Origin of the sequence: Desulfovibrio aminophilus DSM 12254 (assembly GCF_000422565.1) — a bacterium.
GTDB classification, from domain to species: domain Bacteria; phylum Desulfobacterota; class Desulfovibrionia; order Desulfovibrionales; family Desulfovibrionaceae; genus Aminidesulfovibrio; species Aminidesulfovibrio aminophilus.
In genome coordinates this window covers 53,984-68,479 of the sequence record NZ_AUMA01000006.1, presented here as the reverse complement: position 1 = coordinate 68,479, position 14,496 = coordinate 53,984, and the positions used below count along the sequence as shown (strand labels likewise).

Below are 14,496 nucleotides of genomic sequence, written 5' to 3'. Positions count from 1 at the left end.
TCCTACACCAGCAGCATTTCGGTGAGAGACGCGCCGGCGGGGATCATGGGGTACACGTTCGCCTCACGCTCCACACGCACATCCACGATGACCGTCTTCTTGAGCTTGAAGGCCTGTTTCAGGACGGGCACCACGTCTTTCTTTTCGGTCACACGGAAACCGGCAGCCCCGTAGGCTTCAGCCAGCTTGACGAAGTCAGGCTGGGCCTCCATGCAGGTTTCGCAGTAGTTCCTCTGATAGAAGAGTTCCTGCCACTGCCGGACCATGCCCAGGTAGCCGTTGTTCAGGATCACGATCTTCACCGGCAGATTGTGACAGACCGCCGTGGCCAGCTCCTGAATGTTCATCTGGATGGAGCCGTCTCCGGCGATGTCGATGACCAGGGCCCCGGGGAAGGCCATCTGGGCCCCAATGGCGGCCGGGAAGCCGTAACCCATGGTTCCCAGCCCCCCCGAGGAGAGGAAGGTGTTCGGCTTGGTGATCTTCAGGAACTGGGCCGCCCACATCTGGTTCTGGCCCACCTCGGTGGTGATGATGGCCTTGCCCTTGGTCAGTTCCCCAATGGCCTCCACCACGTACTGCGGGCTGATGCCCTCCCCTTCCTTGTAGGTCAGCGGATGCTCCTTGCTCCAGGCCTTGATCTGCTTGAGCCAGGCCTTGTGCTTGCCGGGCCAGTCCAGTTCCGAAGCGGCCTGTTCCAAATCCTTTTTCAGGGCGGCCAGGGCCAGCTTGCAGTCGGATACCAGGGGCACATGCACGGAGACGTTCTTCTGGATGGAGGTCGGGTCGATGTCGATATGCACCAGCGTGGCCTTGGGCGCGAAGGTGCTCACCTTGCCCGTGACGCGGTCGTCGAAGCGCGCGCCCACGGCCAGCACGAGGTCGGCGTTGCTCACGGCCATGTTGGCCGTGTACGTGCCATGCATCCCGAGCATGCCGAGCCACAGGGGATCGTCGCCGGGGAAGGCCCCCAGGCCCATGAGCGTCGAAGTGACCGGAATGGACAGCTTGCGCGCCAGCCAGGTCAGTTCCTCGTGGCCCTTGGAGCTGATGACCCCCCCGCCGGAGTAGATGAGCGGCCGCTCGGCCTTCTTGATGAGCTGGGCGACCTTGCGCACCTGTCCGATGTGCGGCTTGTAGGTCGGGTTGTAGCTGCGCATGGAGACGTCGTCGGGATAGGCGAAGGCGGTCTTGGCCTGCATCACATCCTTGGGCAAATCCACGAGCACCGGGCCCGGGCGGCCCGAGCGCGCCAAGTAGAAGGCCTGCCGCACCACATGGGCCAACTCGCGCACGTCCTTCACCAGGTAGTTGTGTTTGGTGCAGGGGCGCGTGATGCCGACGATGTCCACTTCCTGAAAGGCGTCGTTGCCGATGAGCTTGGTCGGCACTTGGCCCGTGAGGATGACCACGGGAATGGAATCCATGTAGGCGGTGGCGATCCCGGTGACCGTGTTGGTCGCCCCGGGACCGGAGGTGACTAGGCATACGCCTGCGTTGCCCGAGGCCCGGGCGTATCCGTCGGCGGCGTGAATCGCGCCCTGCTCGTGACGGACGAGGATGTGCTTGATGGGGGAGTTGGGAAGCTCGTGATAGATGTCGATCACTGCGCCGCCCGGGAAGCCGAACACGACCTCCACGCCCTCGCGCTTCAGACACTCCAGAAGGATCTGGGCCCCGGTCATTTCCATGCGATCACGCCTCCACTTGACGGTATTTATCAAGCAAAAATTGCAGCTTGGTCTTTCCGGCGAGCTTCTTCTTCTTGATCGCCTTGATCTCCTGCATCTGGGTCGGGCTCAGGTAGGGCTTGCTCTCCAGCTTTTCCAACAACTTCTCATATTCCTGGTGCTGTTCGTAGAGGTCGCGCAGCTCACTATCCTGGGAACCGAACTTCTCAATGATGGCCAGATCGTTGGATTCCATGCGTCGCTCCTTGGTTGCTTGTTCATTCTTCCGCAGCCTCGGACACCATGCGGTTCCACGGCGGCTCCAGTCGGGACGTCACGAGCAGGGTCTTCTTCCTGCCCGTCTGGCCGGTCTCCAGCTCGATCTGGTTCTTTTTCAGATCCAGCCTTCCGGCGATGTAGTCGATGAGCGCTTTGTTGGCCTTGCCGTCCACTGCCCGGGCTCCCAGGCGGACCTTGAGGGCCCCCTGGTAGGTGCCGACCGGCCCCTCGGACTTCGCGCCGGGCTGCACCCAGACGAGAAGCCGCCAGCGGCCGGCCCCGGCGGGCCGCACATATTCAGGCAGCCCGGACATTTCCCCTCACTCGGCCTTTTTCAGAAAAGTGACCTTGGACTCCATCTCCTCCAGGCGCTCCCGTTCGGGCTGTCCGGCCTCAAGCAGACGCAGATGACTCTCCAGCATGCCCTTGAGCTGGACCTCGAACTCGGCGCGCTGGCGCTTGAGCCGCTCCACTTCCTCGCGCAACTGGGTCAGGCGGGCGTAGCCCTGCTGGACCATGCCCTCGGCCTTGCCCCGGGCCTGGTCCAGAATGATCTCGGCCTCGCGCCCGGCCTGGGCCTTGAGGTCGTCGACCATCTTCTGGGTGCTCATGAGCGTGTCGCGCAGGGTTTCGTCGCGGCGGCGGTACTCCTCGACGGTCTCCTCCAGCCGCTTGAGCTTGCGCAGCACGTCCTTGCGCGAATCCACGGCCTGTCCCAGGGCCTCGGCGGCCTCCTGGAGGAACTGGTCGACCTCCAGACGGGAATAGCCGAGAAACGAACGGGAGAATTTCCTGTTCAGCAGGTCGATCTTGGAAACGGACATGTCAGACTCCCACCATGCTCATGGCCATCCGGCTGAAGACCCGGATGAGAATGGAATCCAGCAGCTGGATGCCGACGATGACGAGAATGGGCGAGAGGTCGAAGCCTCCGACCACCACGAAGGGCAGCCGCCGCCGGATCCAGTAGAACACCGGCTCTGTCACGTTGCGCAAGAAGCGGACGATGGGGTTGTACGGGTCGGGGTTGACCCAGGACAGAAGCGCCGAAATGATGACCACCCACATGTACGCGGTCAGGATCATGTGGATGATGTTGACCACTCCCGTCAGGATGTCGAGCATGTAGCCCATTTTCTTGTCAGACTCCCCGGCCGGTCAGCCCCGGCCGCCGCGTTGTGTTTTCAAATTGGCACAGCGGCATTCAAGAATCAAGTCCCGCGTGCCCGGCCCCGCCCGCATACGCCCTGCGCAGGTTGCGCAGGAAGGTGAAGAAGTCAGGAATCATGACCTCGGCGTCCAACCGCTCGTCGCCGTAAGACCAGAAACGAACGCCAGCGGCCCGGGCCGTGCGCTCGTCCACCACGGAATCGCCGATGAACACGACCTCCTCGCGCGGACAGCGCCAGTCCGAGAGGATGCGCAACACCCCGTCAGACGCGGGCTTGGGCCTGGGCTCGGTGAGCGCCGTGACCACCGGTCGGAAGAAGCCTGTCAGGTCGGCATGCGAGAGAATGTGGTCCATGGTGTCGGCCCGGCTCGTGTTCACGGCCAGCCGGAACCCCCGGGAACGCAGCCAGAGGAGCAGCCCGCGGACACCGGGCTCACGGCGCACGTGCGGCAGGACCAGCCGATAGTCGAAGGTCTCCCGCATCCGCATGGCTTCTTCATAGCGCTCCGGCGGCAGGATGTGTCGAAAGGAATCGAAGGTGTTGCGGGTGTGGGTGTAGCGCTCCTCTTCGGGGCTCATGGGCGGCAGGCCGAAATGCGCTCGGAAGCGGTTGTAATACCAGACGTTGGCCGCGAAAGAGTCGATGAGCACTCCGTCGCAGTCGAAGATGAAGCCCCGGATCCCGGCCAGAACCTCCGGCCGCATGAGGTCGTTGACGATGATCACCGGGCCTCCCCGATTTCGCCCGGCAGCACGGCCACGTCCAGACGGCGCAGCAGGTCGGGCCGTCCGGTGGGCTCCCGCCTCCGGCCGGAGAGCCTCCAGACCGGCGCGGACACGACCCGGGTTCCGGCGGGCAGCCCGGCCAGGGCCGGACGCGCGGCCGCGTCCAGGGGCGCCGCCGCCAGCCCGGCCTCGGCCCAGGTCGACGCGGGCTCGGCCTCGCCCGTGACGAGCAGCGCGCCCTCGGGCAGGAAAAAGGCCGCCGCCTCCAGAAGCACGCGCCAGGGGTACTGCGGACGGCCCACCACCGGCGCGGTCAGGCCGGTGAGCGCGCGATCCAGTTCAGCCTCGCCGGTGCCCTCCTCCTCGGGCTCCAGGCCCAGCCCCCGGCCGAAGGCCTCCCAGGAGGCCGCCAGCCCCTGTTCCAGACGCTGCATCTCCAAGAAGCGCTCCTCATAAAACCAAGCCAGCAGGAGCGTCATCTGGGCCTGCGCGGGAAACGGATCGCTCTCCTGCGTTGCTGGCAGACCCCGCATGCGCCGGGACAGCTCGGACTGGATGGCCGCGGAACCCTCGTCGTTCCGATTCAAGGCCTCGGTCAGGCCGTACGCGGCCAGATCGCCGGGCGCCTGAAACTGCTCTCCGAAATTCACGCTGTCGCGCACCAGCGCCCTCGCAGCCGCCGGCTCAAGGGGCAGGCCGGCAGGACGCAGGCGGCCTTCGCTTGCAGCGTCATCATACCCCGGGTCCAGCAGCAGGACGCCGGGCAAAACGCCGTCGGGCAGCAATTCCGCATGCATGGTGGGGAAAAATACGAACATGCCGTCACTCCTTGGCCGGGCTTTCGGCCGGGTCGAGGACACGGGTTTTGAACCGCGCGCACTGGCCCTCGCACAGTGGCAGGGTCAGCAGGCACAGGCCTTCCCGTGCGAACACGCAACCGGGCGGCTCGTCCTCCGGGCCGGGCTGAAAATTCGCGCACTGGGGATCGGCTCCGGCCAAGCGTTCGAAACGCCGCTGCCAGAGTCCGGAAGCCGCCGCGTCCTCCAGGCCGAAGGCGTCGGCCTGGCGCAGAAAGTCCTCGTACACGGACTCCCAGCGCTGGAGCACGAGGCAGCGCCATTCCTCGTGATAGCCGGGATTCAGGCGTTCCTCGTAGAAACACCGCCCGCGCTCGAAAAAGGCGCAGGCCGTTCCCGGCAACCTTGTGAGCACCCCCATCGTCCTTCCTTCAACCGGCCGGAAACGGCCAGAAAAGGCCTGTTTAAAGCCCTGACGAACGGAAGTAAAGGCCGTGTCCGGCGTATTGACCTGCTCGGGCGCTACGTGTATAGCGCTCCTAACGTCTCGGGAGGCTGCCCATGTTCGGAATCGGAATGTCGGAACTGCTCATCATCCTGCTCATCGTGGTCGTGATCTTCGGAGCCAAAAAGCTGCCGGAAATCGGCGGCGGACTCGGCAAGGCCATCAAAAATTTCAAGAAGGCCACCACCGAGCCCGAGGAGATCGACGTGACTCCGAACAAGGGCGCGCCCAAGAAGGACAAGGACGAGCAGTAATCCTCTCGATTCTTTGAAAAAATGAAAGCCCGGAACCTTGGTTCCGGGCTTTTTTCATCCCTCGGACTCTGCGGAAAGATCAGGAAGTTCCTCAGCCCGAATTGGCCCGCGCCAAAAGGCGCTGCTCCAGAAGCCCGTTGAGCATTTTCTGGAAGGTCAGCGCCAGGGCGGGATCCTCCCGTTCCAAACGATCGAGGTTCTCTCGGGAAAAGAAGCCCACCCGGCACTCCGTGATCGCCACCACGCTGGACAGCGCCGGATAGCCCAAGGACGCGCCCAGTTCGCCGGCAACGGTGCCCGGGCTCAGGGTGCGCAGGCGGACGGTCTGCCCGTCGGAGCGCTTCACGTCCTCCCGAGCCGTGCCCCGCAAAAGCAGGAAGAAGCCCTCGGTGGGCCGCCCCTGCTCGATGAAGGCCCGGTCCGGGGCCACCGAGCGCTCCTCCAGCCAGGGCCGCAGCCGCTCCGCGATGTCCTCGAAGAGTTCCTTCTGCTCCAGATGGCGGAGCATGTCGTCCACCACGAGATCGAAAAAGTCGTCCACCCCTCCCCGGTTGCGTCGCTCTTCCAAGGCGAGCAGCTCCTCCGCCAGCAGGCGCTCCTCACAGCACTCCAGGGCCTGGTCCATGTCCGGCCGGGCCTGGAACGCCTCGGCCTCGGCCCCGGCGGAGCGCCGCAGCTGCTCCAGGAAGACCCTGCCCGCGTAGGCGAAGACCAGGGTCACGCCGCGTGTCTGGGCCAACTGGGCCAGGCGGTGGAAGCTGTTCAGGGCCGAGATGTCGAAGCCGTTGACCTGCCGGAAGTCGAGCAGGATGCAGAGCAGGCCCCGCTTCTCGTCGGCCATGCAGGCGCTGAGGCGGGTCAGCAGGGAGTTGGCCGTGCCGAAGAACAGGAAGCCCTGGAGCCGGAACACGGCGATGCGGCCGCCCTGCTCCGCCAGGATGCGCTGGTGCGGCACGGGCCGCTCCACCGTGCTGCGCAGCATGGTGCCGTCGCTCTCCTCGCGGATCACGGAGATGCGGCTGTAGTTGACCACGAAGAGCACGATGGCCGCGCCCAGGCCCACGCCCACGCCGGTGAGGAAGCCGAAGTTGGCGATGACCAGCAGGATGAACAGGACCAGGAGATAGTCCCACAGGGGCATGTGCCGCCAGCCCTGGACCACCCACTCCCAGATGGTGGACAGGCCCATGAAGAGCACGAGGCCGCCCATGAGGAAACGCGGAAAAGAACCCACGAGGTTCGAGCCCAGGAAGAGCACCGCGCCGGTGACCAGGGCGGCCAGCAGGCCCACGATGCGGGAATGCGCGCCGGTGCTGGCTCCGAACAGGGACAGGCTGATGGCCACGTAGCCCACGTTGGAGCAGCCCAGCCCGGCCACCGCGTTGCCCAGGCCGTTGGCCAGGAGCTCCCGGTTCAGGTCCAGATCGCGCCGCGCGCCCAGCTCGATGCCGCTGGCGTTGAGCAGGAGCGAAACCATGGAGAGCAGCGGAATGGTGAGTAGCGGTCCGGCCTGCCGCCAGATCACGTCCCAGCGCACCAGGGCCAGGTCCGAGGGGCCGAAGACCGGCCAGCGGGCGGCCTCGCCGCCCACGCCCAGGAGCAGGCCCATGGCCCGCGCACCCTCCAGGCCCATGCCGGACAGGGAGACGAAGGCCAGGAAGAGCGCCAGGGAGGCGACCAGCGTGACCGGAAGGATGAAGAAGTTCCGAAAGCGCCGCAGGGCGAAGAACAGGAACAGGGCCATGGCCGCGCCCGGGAGCCACTTGATGAAGCTCGGCCGGGTGAAGAGCTGGCCCAGGATGTCCAGATTCAGCGGCGCGCCGGTCATGATCCCGAAGCTGCCGCTCAACAACAGCCAGCCCGTGCCCGCCAGGAACCCGCCGACCACGGGATAGGGCATGAAGCGCACGAGGTTGCCCAGGCGGAAGCGCCCCAGCAGGATGAAGACCAGGGCCGTGACGAGCGTGGACAGGCCCAGGGCCGCGGCCACGGTGGCGAAGGCCGTATCCGGCGAGCCCCCGGCCAGGACCACGGCCATGGCTCCGGCCGTGGGGGCCAGAATGGCCGTGGGCGTGTCCTGGGGACAGGCCACGGAGGCCCGGAAGCTGCTCATCAGGGCCACCACCAGGCACAGGGCCAAGCCGCCGAAGAGCGTCAGGCTCGTGGCCCGGATGGCGCCGTGGCTCAAGCTCCCGGAAAAGATCAGGGTGGCGAAGGAGAGTTGGTTGACGACGATGAACAGGCCCGCCGCCAGTCCCACGCTAACGGTGTTCAGCAGCCGCGCGGGCCGGAGATCCTCCAGAATTTCTTGCAGCACTGCCCCCCCTGGAGCACCCGTTACCGCCGGAAACGTTCGTCGTCATCCGGAACCGGGAACAGAGCGAAACCACGCAGCACGTAATGCAATCCCGACACCGCAGTCAAGGCCGCGGCGAGAAGAATCAGCCCGTCCTGGAGCAGGGGCCAGGAACAGCCCAGCGACTCCTGGAGCATGACCATGAAGACGAGGCTGATCTGCGCGGCGGTGGTCAGCTTGCCCCAGAGCGACGGCCGGATCTTGTTGCGCACCTCCACGCCCCAAAAGTTGAGCATCACCAGCCCGCCCACGATGATGGCGTCGCGGCTGACCACCAGGGCGGCCAGCCAGGCGGGCAGGAAGCCCGCCAGGGACAGGCAGATGAAGGAGGTCACGAGCAGGACCTTGTCGGCCAGGGGGTCGAGCATGCCGCCCAGACGGGTGCGCTGGTGCAGCAGCCGGGCCAGGAGCCCGTCCAGGGCGTCGGTCAGGCCGGCCAGGGCGAACAGCCCCCAGGCCAGGTCGAAACGGTGGCTGGTGAAGGCCGCCGCAAAGGCCGGAGTGAGCAGGATCCGGGAGATCGTCAGCAGGTTGGGGATGGTCCAGTTGTCTTCCCGGAGAGGCATGCGCACCTCAGCCGCCGGATTGGGTCCGTGTCAGGCCCCGCGCGGGAAGGTATTCCTTGAGCCGGGCCTCAAGGGCCTCGGCGTCGATCACCTTGAAGCGCCAGGAGGCGGCCACGCCGGAGGTGGCCAGTTCCATGTCGGTCATCTGCACGTCCTGGACCGCGCCGAAGTCGCGTAACACCCGGTCGAACTCGGCCGCGCCATCGGGCGAGAACCAGCCGGACACGCGCAAGGTCGTGAAGCTTCCGGCGGAAACCGAGGACTGGCCGGCGAAGTAGCGACTCCAGAGCTTCTCCCAGAGGCCCACGGGATCGGGATGCACGTCCGAGAGTTGGGTCTCGGCGGTACGGATGGTGCCTTTCCAGAGCGTTCCCACCCCGCGTTCCAGGGTGAACTCGGGCAAGACCCCGGCGTGGCGCTCCAGACCTCCCATGATCGCCAAGTCGTCCAGGCGGCGCGACTCCTCGGCCGTGAGCGGACTGAGCAGGCGCAGATCGTAGGCCAGGGGCCGTCCGGCGGTTGCGTAGGCCCCGCAACGATTCAGGACGGCCTTCAGGGCCGTCTGGTTCACTTCGACGTTCAAGGTCAGTCGCAGCCCCTCGGGTTCCTGCACGGCCGAGACGTCCTGGTAGCCGGTGACGTACTGCTGGGCGCGATCCTGAAAATATTCCTGGAGCTTGGCCTCCTGGGCCTCGCCGGGCCGCGCGGGCAGGATCGCCAGCACCGCCTGGTTCACGGCCTGGACGAAAGCCGTCTGACGGGCCTTGGCCCGCAGTTGCATGGGACTCAGATTCTGTTCCAGGGGCAGGAAGACCTCCACAGAACCGGCATGAGCCGGGAAGGCCGAAGCCAAAAGAAACAGGAAAAGGCAAAGGGCGGTCGAACGCGGAGACACGCTGTCACCTCGGGGTGTCGTTGCTCACGGACTCGTTGATGGGAGAAGCGCCCTCGGCCGGAGTTGCCGGAGGCGTCCAGAGAATGGCCACGGCGCAACGCGCCAGGATCTCGGGATTGCGCATCAGGGCCCGGACCCGCTCGACATCCCCGGCCGACAATACCGGGTCGACGTTCGAGGGCCCCAGGGTCGCGGCCTTCACGCTCAACGGCTGGGCCCCGCAGCGTTCGCGCACGGCCGGATCGTCGGCCGAGGCGGCATAGATCGCCAGGCGGTTGGCCAAGGTCGCGGCGCGAGAAACCAGGAAAGCGCCGTACAGACCCGTTCCGGCGTCGTCCAAAATCACCGGCAGGAGAGCCGGAATCAGCGGCAGAACGCGTGCGTCCACGATCAGGCCGCTGTGGGGAGAAGGACCGCCCGGCGCGGCCGGAACCTGCAGAAGGCCCGGCGCGGGGGCCGGAGCCGGGGCAAGGGGCGTCATGCCCGGCGTGGGCAGCGCGGAAGCGCTCGGGGCCAGGGTGCGCCTGGGCGGCACGCCGCTCTGGAACTGGACCAGGGATGGCGGCACGAGCAGATCGAGGAGCGGGCCCGAGAGCCGGGCCTCGGCCGTGGCCGCCATGCCGCGGCGCCCTTCGGCGTCCTGGCTCTCGGCTCCCTGGAAGGGCGAATTCTGCAACAGGCCGCGCACCCGTCCGGCCAAGGACTGGTCCCGGGCCAACAGTCCGCCGACGCCGAAATCGGCGTCGAAACGGATGGCCGAAACCGCGTCCAGCAATTCCTTGCGCGCGGCCAGGGCGGCCTTGCGCAAGGCCACGGCAGGGTCACCGGTGGGCGCGTACGGGTCCAGGTCCACGGTCTCGAAGGCCTGGGCCTCGACCTGACCCCGAACCCAATCGACCCGCGCCTCGGCGTACGCCGAAGGATCGGACCAGCAGAGGGCCCAGACGGCCAGGAATACAATCACCGTGGTCGATTTTCGCATGTTTTCGCCTCGTGTACGACGGATGACGCCGTTTCACGGTGTACCCTGGCGGGGGCCGGAGCGCAAGGCCACGACCTTGCGGCGCGGTCCCGGGGCGTGCTAGCCTGTGGAAAAACGTCGATGCAGGCCAGCGGAGGGCCCATGCTCATCTATTTCATGCAACACGGCGCCTGTCTGCCCCGCCAGATCAATCCCGAACAGCCGCTCAGCCCTGTGGGCCGGGGCCAAGTCGAAAAGAGCGCGCGAGCCATGCGGCTGCTCGGCGTGCGGCCCGAGGCCATGGCCGCCAGCAACAAGCTCCGGGCCACCCAGACCGCCGAGATCGTGGCCAAGGCCACGGGCTTCGATTCCCGGCGCATCGCCCGCTCCGAGGCCCTCAAGCCTTCGGCCCCGGCCGAAGCCGGCCTGGAGTTCCTGCGCCAGTTCGACAAGCTGGGCGCACTCTTCGTGGCCGGACATCTGCCCAACCTGGCGCTCATGGCCTCGCAACTCCTCTCCCCCTACCCCGAGCCCATCGCCCTGGGGTTGGAGAACGGCGGCCTGCTCTGCATCGACGTCCCGCACCTGGCGGCGCGCAACGGCAATCTGCTTTGGCTGCTCAAGCCCCAGCATCTGCAGCTCCTGGCCGGAACCGCCGTCTAATTCAACCACTCCAAGGCGGCGCGAAGCACTGCCTCGTCATCACCGGGAGTCAGCCAGCGCAGGCCGGGCACGGCCCGAAACCAGGTGAATTGGCGCTTGGCGTAGGCCCGTGTGTTTTTGATCCAACGCGCCACGGCCTCATCCAGGCCGCATTCTCCCCGAAGATGGGCCAACAGTTCGGGGCAGCCGATACCGCTGAAGCCCGAGGCTTCGGGGTCCGGGCAGCGCTCAAAGGCTTGGCGCACCTCCTCCAGTGCCCCGGCCGCCAGCATGGCCCGCACCCGCGCGGCCAACAACGGTTCCAACGCGGCCACGTCCGTGCCCAGGCCCAGGAGCAACGGCTGGAATGGGGCGGCCTCGGAGCCCTCGTGGTGCCACCATGTCAGGGTCTTTCCCGTGGCCAGGAAGACCTCCAGGGCCCGGGCGTTGCGTTGGCTGTCGTTGGGATGGATGCGCGCCGCGTACTCCGGGTCCAGGCGCGTCAGTTCCGCGTGCAGGGTCGGCGCCCCCTCGCCACGCAGCCGCGCAAGAACGGCCTCGCGGACCTCGGCGGGGATGGGCGGAATGGGGGCCAAGCCATGCAGGATGGCCCGCAGGTAGAGCCCCGTGCCGCCCACCAGAATGGGCAGCCGCCCGGCTCCGGCCGCCTCCCGGACCTCCCGGCGGGCCAGCTCGGCGAAGGCGGCGGCGGTAAGGCTTTCGGCCGTGGGTAAAAAGCCATACAGCCGGTGTGGACAGACGGCCCGCTCCTCGGCGTCGGGCTGGGCCGTGACGATGGGCAGATCGGCGTAGACCTGGCGGGAGTCGAAATTGACCACCACGGCCGGAATCTCCCTGGCCGCGGCCAGGGCCGCCCCGGTCTTGCCCGTGCCCGTGGGCCCGGCCAGGCAGAGGACGCGCACGCGTTCCATGCGCGCGTCAGGCCCCCTCGCGGGCCCGGGCCACGCAACGGGCATAGAGCGGGCTGACGACCTCGTCGGGCACGAGGCCCTTCACGTTCCCGCCGTGGCAGGCCACTTCCTTGACGATGGTCGAGGAGAGGTACATCCACTTGTAGTCGGTCATCAAAAACACGGTCTGGATATCCCGGGCCAGGCGGCGGTTCATGAGCGCCATCTGGAACTCGTACTCGAAGTCCGAGACGGCGCGCAGCCCGCGCAGCACGGCCCCGGCACCCCGCCGGGTCACGTAGTCGATGAGCAGGCCGTCGAAGGACTCCACCAGCACGTTGGGCTGTTCCCGGAAAACCTCCCGGGCCAGCTCCACGCGCTCCTCCACGGTGAAGAGCGTTTTCTTGGGGGTGCTCTTGGCCACGGCCAGGATGACCCGGTCGAAAATCATCAGCCCACGGCTGGTGATGGACAGATGCCCCTTGGTCAGCGGGTCGAAGGTGCCCGGGTAGACCGCCAGGCGGGGATTCAGCGCTTTATGCTCCATAAGGTGATCCTGGTCTGACCGTAGAGCCGGTCGGTGAGAAGTTCCAGGCCCTCGGGCCGAAGGGGCGGCAGAGCGGCCTCGGATTCGGCCAGAACAAGGCCGCCTTCTTCCATCCACTGCTTTCGCGCCAAGTTGTCAAGCGCCGGAGCCAGCAGTCCTTGCCCATATGGCGGGTCCACGAAGGCCAGGCCGAAGGGCCGCTCCGGCGGCCGCGAAAGCACGGAGAGGGCGTCCTTGCGCAGAACCCGGAAGCGTCCTGGCTGGACGCCGAGCGCCTTGAGGTTGTCGGCGATGAGCGCGGCCGCCCGGGCGTCCTTCTCCAGGAACCAAGCCAAGTCCGCGCCCCGGCTCAAGGCCTCGATGCCGAGGCTGCCGCTTCCGGCGAAGACGTCCAGCGCGCGCAGGCCGCCCCACACCAAACCCCGGGCCTCAAGCATGGAGAACACGGCTCCGCGCACCTTGCCGGTGGCGGGGCGGTAGCCCGGGCCCTCGCCGGTCTTGATGCTCCGGCCACCGTAAGTTCCCGCGATGATCCGCATCTACATCTCGGAGATGAGTTCCACCATCCGGCGGTTTACGTCCATGACCCGGTCGCGCAGTTCGGTCTGGTCCGCCCAGGAACGCTGCCGAGCCTGCTCCACACGCTTGCGGAACTCGGCATAGAGCCGTTCGCTGTCCTGGATGAGGAACTCCCAGTCGATGCGCGGCGCGGCCTTCTCCACGTCCACCACAGGCCGCATGGCCAGCCCGGGCTCAAGGGTCAATTCCTCGCGGTAGGCCGCGATGTGGGCCTCCACGCCCAGTTCCTGGCGCACCAGCTCGGCCAGCCGTTCCTGGGAACGGGGCTCACCGTGGGTCAGGATCACGCGCAGATGGTTGTGGTCCTTGAAGCGCCGCAGCCAGGCCATCAGCTCGGACTGCCCGGCGTGGCCGGAAAATCCGTTGATGGTGAATATTTTGGCGGCCACGGCCACCTCTTCACCGAGGATGGTGATCTTCTTGGCTCCGTTGACGATCTTGCGGCCTGGCGTTCCCACGGCCTGGAAGCCCACGAAGACCACGCTGGCGCCCTTGCGCCAGAGGTTGTGGCGCAGATGGTGCTTGATGCGCCCGGCGTTGGCCATGCCGCTGGCCGAGATGACCACGGCCGGGCCCTTGCTCGTGTTGATGGCCCGGGACTGCTCGGTGTTCTGGGTGAGGCGCAGGTTGGGCAGGTCCAGGGGATTCTTGCCCGCGGCGATGCGTTCGCGGGTCTCCAGGTCGAAGTACTCCGGATGCTTCTTGAATATCTCGGTGGCCTGGATCGCCAGTGGGCTGTCCAGGTACACCGGCATGTCCGCGGGCAGACGGTTCTGCTCCCGCAGCAGGGATAAGGCGTAGATGAGCTGCTGTGAGCGCTCCACGGCGAAGGCGGGAATGATGACCTTCTCGCCGTTCTTGTAGGCGTAGGCCACGGCCTCGGCCAGTTCGTCCAGGGAGTTGCGGTCGTCCTTGTGGTCGCGGTCGCCATAGGTGGACTCCAGAAAGAGGTAGTCCGTGGTATCCACCTGGCTCGGGTCGGAGACGAGGAGCTGGTCGGGCCGTCCCAGATCGCCGGAGAAGACCAACTTGGTCGCGCCCTCCTTCTCGGCATACTCCAACTCAATGAGCGCGGAGCCCAGGATGTGGCCCGCGTCGCGGTAGGTCACGCGCACCCCCGGGCCGGGCTCGAAGGTCGTGTCGTATTCCACGGGCTTGAGCAGCGGCAGGCAGGCCTCGGCGTCGGCCATGGTGTACAGAGCCGCCTCGGTGGCTTGGCCGTGGCGCAGACGCTTGCGGGAGCGCCACTCGGCCTCCATCTCCTGGATGTGCGCGGAATCCAGGAGCATGATGCGCATGAGGTCCAGGGTCGGCGGGGTGGCGTAGATGGGTCCTTTGAAGCCCTGGGCCACCAGCCGGGGCAGCAGGCCCGTGTGGTCGATGTGCGCGTGGGTCACCAGGACGAAGTCCAGATCCTTGGGCCGATAGGGCGCCATGTCCAGGTTGCGTTTCTCGATCTCGGCGTTGCCCTGGTGCATGCCGCAGTCGATGCTGAAGCGGTTCTGGCCGTTCTCCAGGATGTAGCAGGAACCGGTGACGGTCTGGGCCGCGCCCAGGAAGGTGATCTTCATCGTGTTCTCCCGTGATGGCCTGTGGGCCGCCCTTCCCGGCGGCCGGGAATCCGTGTACAAGACCGG

18 protein-coding genes are annotated in these 14,496 nt (G+C 66.7%); 2 read left to right on the top strand and 16 right to left on the bottom strand.

The annotated features are described in order from the left end of the window. Window positions 1-2: 2 nt before the first annotated feature. The 8 genes from ilvB to H587_RS0102290 form a co-directional block, all read right to left on the bottom strand. Window positions 3-1,691 carry a biosynthetic-type acetolactate synthase large subunit gene (ilvB, locus tag H587_RS0102325; protein WP_027174888.1) on the bottom strand — a complete coding sequence of 563 codons (1,689 nt, stop codon included), beginning with the start codon at window positions 1,689-1,691 and terminating at the stop codon, window positions 3-5. A gap of 4 nt (window positions 1,692-1,695) precedes the next feature. Beyond that, a complete protein-coding gene (locus H587_RS0102320) occupies window positions 1,696-1,926 on the bottom strand; it encodes a DUF465 domain-containing protein (protein ID WP_027174887.1) in 231 nt (76 codons plus the stop codon). 22 nt (window positions 1,927-1,948) lie between these two features. After that, a complete protein-coding gene (locus H587_RS0102315; protein WP_027174886.1) occupies window positions 1,949-2,263 on the bottom strand; it encodes a DUF167 domain-containing protein in 315 nt (104 codons plus the stop codon). A gap of 6 nt (window positions 2,264-2,269) precedes the next feature. Beyond that, window positions 2,270-2,773 (bottom strand): DivIVA domain-containing protein, encoded by a 504-nt coding sequence (locus H587_RS0102310; protein WP_027174885.1) that lies wholly within the window; start codon window positions 2,771-2,773, stop codon window positions 2,270-2,272. A gap of 1 nt (window position 2,774) precedes the next feature. Further along, window positions 2,775-3,074 carry a YggT family protein gene (locus H587_RS0102305; protein ID WP_027174884.1) on the bottom strand — a complete coding sequence of 100 codons (300 nt, stop codon included), beginning with the start codon at window positions 3,072-3,074 and terminating at the stop codon, window positions 2,775-2,777. A 79-nt stretch (window positions 3,075-3,153) separates the two neighbouring features. Next, window positions 3,154-3,846 (bottom strand): HAD family hydrolase, encoded by a 693-nt coding sequence (locus H587_RS0102300; protein WP_027174883.1) that lies wholly within the window; start codon window positions 3,844-3,846, stop codon window positions 3,154-3,156. Further along, a complete protein-coding gene (locus H587_RS0102295) occupies window positions 3,843-4,664 on the bottom strand; it encodes a hypothetical protein (RefSeq protein WP_027174882.1) in 822 nt (273 codons plus the stop codon). The genes H587_RS0102300 and H587_RS0102295 overlap by 4 nt, the downstream gene beginning before the upstream one ends. A gap of 4 nt (window positions 4,665-4,668) precedes the next feature. Further along, window positions 4,669-5,064: a hypothetical protein gene (locus H587_RS0102290; protein WP_027174881.1), complete on the bottom strand. Its 396-nt coding sequence runs from the start codon at window positions 5,062-5,064 to the stop codon at window positions 4,669-4,671. Between the two features lie 140 nt (window positions 5,065-5,204). Here H587_RS0102290 and H587_RS0102285 point away from each other — a divergent pair, with 140 nt between their 5' ends. Beyond that, window positions 5,205-5,402: a twin-arginine translocase TatA/TatE family subunit gene (locus tag H587_RS0102285; RefSeq protein ID WP_027174880.1), complete on the top strand. Its 198-nt coding sequence runs from the start codon at window positions 5,205-5,207 to the stop codon at window positions 5,400-5,402. 91 nt (window positions 5,403-5,493) lie between these two features. Here the strand turns inward: H587_RS0102285 and H587_RS0102280 are convergent, their stop codons facing one another. From H587_RS0102280 to H587_RS0102265, 4 genes are read right to left on the bottom strand one after another with little or no spacing between them, the layout of a single operon-like run. Then, a complete protein-coding gene (locus H587_RS0102280; protein WP_027174879.1) occupies window positions 5,494-7,719 on the bottom strand; it encodes a SulP family inorganic anion transporter in 2,226 nt (741 codons plus the stop codon). A 20-nt stretch (window positions 7,720-7,739) separates the two neighbouring features. Further along, entirely contained in the window at window positions 7,740-8,324 is a 585-nt protein-coding gene (locus tag H587_RS0102275) for a CDP-alcohol phosphatidyltransferase family protein (protein WP_027174878.1), read from the bottom strand. Between the two features lie 7 nt (window positions 8,325-8,331). Continuing rightward, window positions 8,332-9,219, bottom strand: a complete 888-nt coding sequence (locus H587_RS0102270) for a hypothetical protein (RefSeq protein ID WP_027174877.1) — start codon at window positions 9,217-9,219, stop codon at window positions 8,332-8,334. 4 nt (window positions 9,220-9,223) lie between these two features. Further along, on the bottom strand, window positions 9,224-10,201 hold the full coding sequence (locus tag H587_RS0102265) for a hypothetical protein (RefSeq protein ID WP_027174876.1): 978 nt from the start codon (window positions 10,199-10,201) through the stop codon (window positions 9,224-9,226). 141 nt (window positions 10,202-10,342) lie between these two features. On the opposite strand from H587_RS0102265, the gene H587_RS0102260 reads away from it, so the two are divergent. Then, entirely contained in the window at window positions 10,343-10,843 is a 501-nt protein-coding gene (locus tag H587_RS0102260; RefSeq protein ID WP_027174875.1) for a SixA phosphatase family protein, read from the top strand. Here the strand turns inward: H587_RS0102260 and miaA are convergent. The 4 genes from miaA to H587_RS0102240 are packed head-to-tail and all read right to left on the bottom strand — an operon-like array spanning window position 10,840 to window position 14,430. Next, window positions 10,840-11,754 carry a tRNA (adenosine(37)-N6)-dimethylallyltransferase MiaA gene (gene miaA, locus H587_RS0102255; protein WP_027174874.1) on the bottom strand — a complete coding sequence of 305 codons (915 nt, stop codon included), beginning with the start codon at window positions 11,752-11,754 and terminating at the stop codon, window positions 10,840-10,842. The genes H587_RS0102260 and miaA overlap by 4 nt on opposite strands. A gap of 7 nt (window positions 11,755-11,761) precedes the next feature. Next, complete coding sequence (gene coaD / locus H587_RS0102250) at window positions 11,762-12,280, bottom strand: pantetheine-phosphate adenylyltransferase (RefSeq protein WP_027174873.1); 519 nt, start codon at window positions 12,278-12,280, stop codon at window positions 11,762-11,764. Beyond that, a complete protein-coding gene (rsmD, locus tag H587_RS0102245; protein ID WP_027175101.1) occupies window positions 12,262-12,819 on the bottom strand; it encodes a 16S rRNA (guanine(966)-N(2))-methyltransferase RsmD in 558 nt (185 codons plus the stop codon). The genes coaD and rsmD overlap by 19 nt, the downstream gene beginning before the upstream one ends. After that, window positions 12,820-14,430: an MBL fold metallo-hydrolase RNA specificity domain-containing protein gene (locus H587_RS0102240; protein WP_027174872.1), complete on the bottom strand. Its 1,611-nt coding sequence runs from the start codon at window positions 14,428-14,430 to the stop codon at window positions 12,820-12,822. Window positions 14,431-14,496: the final 66 nt, after the last annotated feature.

What these genes read in the sequence shown, in the direction of transcription:
- ilvB (WP_027174888.1), bottom strand. Translation starts at nt 1,691, where the DNA reads ATGGAAATGACCGGGGCCCAGATCCTTCTGGAGTGTCTGAAGCGCGAG.
- H587_RS0102320 (WP_027174887.1), bottom strand. Translation starts at nt 1,926, where the DNA reads ATGGAATCCAACGATCTGGCCATCATTGAGAAGTTCGGTTCCCAGGAT.
- H587_RS0102315 (WP_027174886.1), bottom strand. Translation starts at nt 2,263, where the DNA reads ATGTCCGGGCTGCCTGAATATGTGCGGCCCGCCGGGGCCGGCCGCTGG.
- H587_RS0102310 (WP_027174885.1), bottom strand. Translation starts at nt 2,773, where the DNA reads ATGTCCGTTTCCAAGATCGACCTGCTGAACAGGAAATTCTCCCGTTCG.
- H587_RS0102305 (WP_027174884.1), bottom strand. Translation starts at nt 3,074, where the DNA reads ATGCTCGACATCCTGACGGGAGTGGTCAACATCATCCACATGATCCTG.
- H587_RS0102295 (WP_027174882.1), bottom strand. Translation starts at nt 4,664, where the DNA reads ATGTTCGTATTTTTCCCCACCATGCATGCGGAATTGCTGCCCGACGGC.
- H587_RS0102290 (WP_027174881.1), bottom strand. Translation starts at nt 5,064, where the DNA reads ATGGGGGTGCTCACAAGGTTGCCGGGAACGGCCTGCGCCTTTTTCGAG.
- H587_RS0102285 (WP_027174880.1), top strand. Translation starts at nt 5,205, where the DNA reads ATGTTCGGAATCGGAATGTCGGAACTGCTCATCATCCTGCTCATCGTG.
- H587_RS0102275 (WP_027174878.1), bottom strand. Translation starts at nt 8,324, where the DNA reads ATGCCTCTCCGGGAAGACAACTGGACCATCCCCAACCTGCTGACGATC.
- H587_RS0102265 (WP_027174876.1), bottom strand. Translation starts at nt 10,201, where the DNA reads ATGCGAAAATCGACCACGGTGATTGTATTCCTGGCCGTCTGGGCCCTC.
- H587_RS0102260 (WP_027174875.1), top strand. Translation starts at nt 10,343, where the DNA reads ATGCTCATCTATTTCATGCAACACGGCGCCTGTCTGCCCCGCCAGATC.
- miaA (WP_027174874.1), bottom strand. Translation starts at nt 11,754, where the DNA reads ATGGAACGCGTGCGCGTCCTCTGCCTGGCCGGGCCCACGGGCACGGGC.
- coaD (WP_027174873.1), bottom strand. Translation starts at nt 12,280, where the DNA reads ATGGAGCATAAAGCGCTGAATCCCCGCCTGGCGGTCTACCCGGGCACC.
- rsmD (WP_027175101.1), bottom strand. Translation starts at nt 12,819, where the DNA reads ATGCGGATCATCGCGGGAACTTACGGTGGCCGGAGCATCAAGACCGGC.
- H587_RS0102240 (WP_027174872.1), bottom strand. Translation starts at nt 14,430, where the DNA reads ATGAAGATCACCTTCCTGGGCGCGGCCCAGACCGTCACCGGTTCCTGC.